This window comes from Vibrio sp. 10N.247.311.12 (genome assembly GCF_041467515.1).
Classification (GTDB): domain Bacteria; phylum Pseudomonadota; class Gammaproteobacteria; order Enterobacterales; family Vibrionaceae; genus Vibrio; species Vibrio crassostreae_C.
Genome location: NZ_JBFSUV010000061.1, coordinates 24,800 through 31,497 on the forward strand (window position 1 = coordinate 24,800; position 6,698 = coordinate 31,497).

Genomic DNA, 6,698 nt, shown 5'->3' on the forward strand with positions numbered 1-6,698 from the left:
CAAACACCCTCTATAACTTGCTTTATGTCACAGTAATCCTAATACGCAGTTAAATAATTTAACACTTGGGTTACAAGTGAAGTATTGTGTTGTTCGAAAAACAATCATAAGCAAAACTAACAGGGAAAATACTCATGCAGTCATTCGTTGATTTTTTGAATGGAATAATCTGGAGCCCAGTACTTATCTACCTATGTTTAGGTGCAGGTTTGTTCTACTCCATCATGACTCGATTTGTTCAAATCCGTCACTTCTTTGAAATGTGGCGCTTGCTACTATCGGGTAAAAGCTCATCAAAAGGCATCTCGTCTTTCCAAGCTCTAGCCGTTTCGCTATCTGGCCGTGTCGGTACAGGTAACATTGCTGGTGTTGCTGCCGCTATCGGTTTCGGTGGCCCAGGTGCCGTATTCTGGATGTGGGTTGTAGCCTTCTTTGGCGCCGCAACTGCTTACGCAGAATCTACGCTAGCGCAAATCTACAAAGAAGAAGACGAAGGCCAGTTCCGTGGTGGTCCGGCTTACTACATTGAAAAAGCAATGGGTCAGAAGTGGTACGCATGGATCTTCGCTATCGCGACTATTTTTGCATGTGGTATTTTGCTTCCAGGTGTTCAGTCAAACAGTATTGGTAATGCTGTAGAAGCTGCATTTGGATCAGGTGATATGATTGAAACAGCTGTCGGTACATTCAGTTTCGCTAAAATTTTCACCGGTACTGTTGTTGCTATCATCCTTGCTTTCATCATCTTTGGTGGTGTTAAACGTATTGCGAACTTCACACAAATCGTTGTTCCTTTCATGGCATTGGCTTACATCATCATCGCGTTCGTTATCATTCTGCTAAACATCAGCCAAGTGCCAACGGTTTTCGCAATGATTGTTGGTGATGCATTCACACCTATGGCAGGCTTCGGTGCTGCAATTGGTTGGGGTGTTAAACGTGGTGTTTACTCAAACGAAGCAGGTCAAGGTACTGGTCCTCACGCGGCAGCGGCTGCAAGTGTTGATCACCCAGCTCAGCAAGGTTTGGTACAAGCATTCTCTATCTACATCGATACTCTTCTAGTATGTTCTGCTACAGCGTTCATGATCATCATCACTGGTGCTTACAACGTTCACGGCGGCGCTGAGGGTGTGTTCCTTGTTCAGAACCTAGCAGCAAACATCGGTGCGAATGGTCCTGTATTTACACAGCTTGCTATTGAAAGTGCACTACCAGGCATTGGTAAGCCATTCATCGCATTTGCTCTGTTCTTCTTCGCATTTACAACGATTCTTGCTTACTACTACATCGCAGAAACGAATATTGCTTACCTACGTCGTACCATCAAGATCCCTGGCATGATGTTCGTACTTAAGCTTGTTCTTATCACTGCAGTTTTCTATGGCACAGTTAAAACAGCGAACCTTGCATGGGCAATGGGTGATGTTGGTGTTGGCTTGATGGCATGGTTAAACATCGTTGGTATTCTGATCATCTTCTTCATGTCTAAGCCTGCGCTTAAAGCTCTAGCTGACTACGAAGAACAGCAGAAACAAGGCGTAACTGAGTACACATTCAACCCTGTAAAACTAGGCATTAAAGGTGCAACTTACTGGGAAGAGAAGTACAAGCGTAAAACAGGCAAGTCTCCAGAAGCAGAAGCTGCAGACACTAAACCTGTAGAGCAACCTTCAGCTTAAGCTTTCCTTAGCAAATAGATCGCTTTAACAAATAGTGCTATTAATAACGCATAAAAAAGGGGTTAGCTATTTCGGCTAACCCCTTTTGTTTTATTCATAACCAATAAATGGCTTATAACAAACTAACTGTTCCCGAGTTAGAGTATTAAGCAGCGATTTCTTGTGTTGCCATTTGAGGTGCTTTCTTCTCACCGATAGGCAGTACTGTGCGGCCGTATTCGTTGTTGATTACTTGTGCCATTGCAAAGTAGATAGCTGAAGCGCCACAGAAGATACCTTCAAAACCAGCGATAGTGCCGATTAGTTCGCTGCCAGTGAAATCACGAGCTGCAAGTAGGAAGAACAAGATAGTTAGTGAACCGAATACTACTTGCTTCGCCACTGGGTAGCATAGAGAGCCGATGAACATGAAGCCTGTGAAGATGCCCCATAGTAATAGGTACCAACCCATGAATGCTGCAGGGCTTGCAGGTAGACCCATGTAAGGCATCACGATTAAACCAACCAAAGACAACCAGAATAGGCCGTAAGAAGTAAACGCAGTTGTACCGAACGTGTCACCACGTTTGAAACACATTGTGCCCACGATAACTTGGCTCAAACCACCGTAAAAAATACCCATAGCAAGAATCATTGAATCGATTGGAAAGAAACCTGCGTTGTGGATATTAAGAAGAATAGTGGTCATACCGAAACCCATTAAGCCTAGTGGCGCTGGGTTAGCTAGTTTGGTCGACATTGCGAATTTACCTTATTAAAGTGGTTGATTAAAAAAAAACAATAAAAGTTATCAGAAAATTTTAATCTATAAACCGTACAACTAGGTAATCCAGTTATCGAAAACTAAGATTGTGTAAATGATCTTATGGAAAATTAGTTTCATAACAACGCTAATTAATTCATAGAACCTATAAATGAACAAATTCCCTGTCGCGTATCGACTCATTTGATCGTCATTCCAGAATCGAGGGACGAAATATCTGGAATCTCCTCTTCGATATAAGCACGTTTGGCGCACTAAAGAGATTCCCTATCACGTTCGTTCCTCACTGTAGGGAATGACGGAAGTTTGCTTAGATGCAAGTAAGTGAAATGAAGAACAAGAGAGCGAGCTTTTCGTTACTCGTTTACTCACATCCCGTATCTACTCACTCACCCGTTATCTTAAATTATGCTTGTTGAGCTTTAGACTCAGACACTTGAGATTGAACGTCTGAAGAAGCGTTTTTACTCGCATCGCGCTTGGCTAACAACGTCACGACAATCAACTGAGCAACAAGAGCGCCTAACACAACCAATGCACTTCCCGTAAAGCCTGCGACTACAAAACTAATCAGAGCAATAGAGCCGTTCATCAATGCGTAAGGAAGCTGCGTCTTAAAGTGTTCAAACTGATCACACCCTGCCCCGGTTGAAGAAAGAATCGTGGTTTCAGAAATCGGTGAGCAATGGTCACCAAACAAGCCACCAGACAACACAGCGCCAATTGCGACGAGAAGCGGAGCATCTATCGCAATCGCGGTTGGAATAACCAATGGCATCATTATCGCGAAGGTTCCCCACGACGATCCCGTTGCGAATGAAATGATAGCCGATAATAAAAACGCGACCGCAGGTACTAACCAATATGGAAAGCCGCTCTGTGCTTGCTCAGCAATATAAGCCGCTGCACCCAACTCTTTACCAACGGTGCTTAATGCCCAAGCCAGTACCAAGATGATCGCGACTGGCATCATGTTTCCCATACCTTTTAAGTACACAGAAACACCATCTGAAAGCTTTCTTACACCGTAGTAAGCCATTAGCGAGATTAAGGTAATCGCCGCAAAGAAATAAGCCGATGATAACGCCGCTCTAAATGATGAACCTGCGACCTTTTGGAACGGGAAGCCTTGTGGAACCAACATGGCACACAACACCACCAGCATCACTAACAATGGTGCCCAGACAAAAGATGCCTTTGCATTTTTATGCGAGAACGGATTTAGTGATTCGTTATTCACGCCAGAGTTAATTCCCGCCTGGCAATCACGCTCGGCTTTTGCCATTGGCCCAAAGTCTAAACCTTTAACGGACACAAGCGGAACGATGAAAATCGCAAGAAATGCGTAGAACTGAAAAGGAATCGCACCGATGAAGGCATCCCAATCGGACATGTTGACATTCAACGCCGTGAACTCTTTCTGAATAAGGCTCATGATGTAAACACCCCATCCAATGAAAGGGATAAGAATAGCAACGGGCGACGAGGTTGAATCAATGATGAATGCTAGCTTCTGTCTAGAAAGTTTCAGTTTATCGAAAAGGGGACGAAAAACAGGGCCAACAATTAAAGGGGTGCCTAAGTCTGAGAAAAATATAACGATTCCACCCAACCATGCTGACAATTGAGCTTGGCATTTATTGCTTACCCACTGAGTCACTCGCTTTGCAAACGCGACGCCACCACCGGACTTTTCCATCAATGCGACAAAGCCACCGATGAATACCAACAGCATGATCACACCAGCGTTATAGCTGTCGGTAAGTTGAGGGACTAGGTAACCTTTCACCATGGTACCAAACGTATCAAGCGGGTTAAGTTCGCTAAACATGCCAGTCAGCATTGCAACACCACTCAGCACACCAGCAAAAAGGCCTATCACCACATTCCTTGTCGCCAATGACAACACCAAAGTAATCACAATGGGGATGAGTGACGTGATATCTGTCTGTTCCATAGGTACACCTTAACCCTAAAATAAAAGAATAAATATAAATTAAATTTGAATATAAATTCACAAACATCATTTGTACAGAACTTTATCCTCTAACTGGATAATTAGTCTTTAAATGCGCTTCAACATAGCCAAATAGACCAATCACCCTGCTTAAATAGCCAAGTTCGAAACGGAAAAAAGCCGAAAGTAGAAACTTTCGGCTTTTGATTATTTATATCGCTATGGTCGTACTACTGAGCTCGTAACTTAGGCCACCTCTTCAGTATTCAGACTATCAATTACAGCTGATTTCATCCCAGAACCAATTCGATTGAACTGGGCTTTCCCAAACACCTGGGCCGTTTTTAGCCACGAAGCACTTGCCGTTATGCGTCACTTTGTCGCCATTACTCACTTGGCTAACACCGGCTTGCCACGTAATAAATTCAGATGGATCGACAACCACTGGCGGTTCTGTCACAGGTGGTTCAACGGGTGCAGGGTCTACTGGTTCTGGATCGACAGGGGCAGGATCAACAGGCGTTGGATCTGTCACAACTGGTGGTGTTGGCTCGCCCGCTACTAGTTTCCAAGGGCCACCATTGGCAGGGTCATCCCCTTGTGTCCACCATTTCGCTTCATAGGTTGCGCCGTTATGCGTCACTTGGTCACCCGCGTTGTAAACCTTGGTCGCACTCCAACCATTACCACCCGGATCAGTACCAGGATCTACCGGATCCAGCTTATCGACCACTTTCACTTCAGGCCAACTCGCATGAGAACCATAGAAGTTGGTCACACACTTCTCGTAATCACCAGCCACCAGTGCGGAATAAGCCGTTTGGAAACCAACAAGCTCACACTCAAACGAGTAACCTTCTGGGCGGTCTGCGTAGTATTTCCAGTTACCATCCCAGTTGGTGTACAACACATCCGTTGCTCCGTTGAGGTTTAAGCTTCCGTAAGGCGTTTGCTGCCAACAAGTATTGGCTTCATCCGCTTCTACCGGAATTTCATAGTGCGCTGCTAACCCTTCCCAATAACGAATACGGTTAACGGGTTGGCCTTTGTCTTTGTTCTGCTCGCCACACTCAATACCACCATTGATCACGTTGATTGTGGTACCAAAGCCATAACCAATACCCGCATCCAATTCGCGTTGAGATGGCGTCCAAGTGCGGTCGATGACATGCAGCATAGCTGGTTTAGGTGCTTGAGGGGTAAGGAAAAACCAAATAGCAGAAGCTAAGTTCAACCAAGAGTCCGCCACTAAGCCCGGATTGTTGAGAAGCACCGTCGCGTCACCATCAAACATCACTTCAGAGAACGCGCCATAATTAAAATGGTAAGAAAGCTGTTTAGCACCACGTCCGAAGTAGCCCTGTCCCGCAGCACATGGCCAACGGGCATTCTGCCAATCGTTCTGACCACAACCGGTGGTGTAACCTTCTTGGCCTTCAGACCAACCCATTTCGCGAACATGCACCAGCGCTTGCTGCCACTCTTCTAGAGCTAATGGATTATCAGAGGTGTTGTCTATCGCGATATGCCCACCCGTCTCTTGTGAAAAGTGAGCAAAGGCCGTGATGATGGATTTCTTACAGATGGCATCGGAGTCACGGCCATCGGTGTACTCTCCACAGAACGCTGGGAATTTACCGATCGCACGTAAGAAGCGAGTGTAGGTGTATTCTGGCGCTGCCATCTGAGTGAGGAAGTCCCATTCAGATTGAGGGAACACGCGCTCTACACGCTTTATGTTTTCAGGATTCGAGGGGGAACCGGGTTCAATCGCTTCAACGATTGTATTCGGGCGAGTTTGAAGGGCCTGTGACCAGATCGCATACATAGGATCGGATGTTTTCGCTTGTTCAGCAGCTTGTAGAGCCGACTTTTCAACAAGGTAACCATTCGGGTTTTGCGGATCAGGTTGAATGTTCAAAGACGCATGACTTTGCGCTGCTAATGTGCAGCCCAGTACTGTCGCCAAATAACTGATTTTTAACATGATGGATTCTCTTATCTGTCCTTAATAAGTCCATCAAAGAGTATGCTTCACATGTGGAATGGCCTAGCTGTAGCTGTGTGAATTTATAAAAAGTGCGAGTGATCTTTTTGATACATGGCTCAGCACAACAAAGCGTCTCATGGTTTCTTGAGCTGATATCTAGTTTCCAACTCATTTGGTTTCTAGTTATTGTTCATTTGATTTCGAGGTATTGCTCATAAGCCTTTAATGTAATGAATCAATATAATCAATCGAAATCGAGTAGGAGGAGGCCTCACGGCCTCCGTCCTCTCACACCACCGTACAAGC

Annotated in this window: 4 protein-coding genes; 1 reads left to right on the forward strand and 3 read right to left on the reverse strand. The window is 45.1% G+C overall.

Translation table 11 applies throughout. The features are described 5' to 3' along the window. Positions 1-134: 134 nt before the first annotated feature. The gene (locus AB6E30_RS20710; RefSeq protein ID WP_017069529.1) at positions 135-1,682 is read left to right on the forward strand and encodes a sodium:alanine symporter family protein; all 1,548 of its coding nucleotides are present in this window, start codon (positions 135-137) and stop codon (positions 1,680-1,682) included. A 145-nt stretch (positions 1,683-1,827) separates the two neighbouring features. Here AB6E30_RS20710 and AB6E30_RS20715 read toward each other — a convergent pair whose 3' ends face one another. The 3 genes from AB6E30_RS20715 to AB6E30_RS20725 form a co-directional block, all read right to left on the reverse strand. Beyond that, entirely contained in the window at positions 1,828-2,421 is a 594-nt protein-coding gene (locus AB6E30_RS20715; protein ID WP_010440610.1) for an acetate uptake transporter, read from the reverse strand. A 430-nt stretch (positions 2,422-2,851) separates the two neighbouring features. After that, on the reverse strand, positions 2,852-4,402 hold the full coding sequence (locus AB6E30_RS20720) for a Na+/H+ antiporter NhaC family protein (RefSeq protein WP_065584648.1): 1,551 nt from the start codon (positions 4,400-4,402) through the stop codon (positions 2,852-2,854). Between the two features lie 274 nt (positions 4,403-4,676). Continuing rightward, positions 4,677-6,389, reverse strand: a complete 1,713-nt coding sequence (locus AB6E30_RS20725; protein WP_372105075.1) for a glycoside hydrolase family 19 protein — start codon at positions 6,387-6,389, stop codon at positions 4,677-4,679. Between the last annotated feature and the right edge of the window lie 309 nt (positions 6,390-6,698).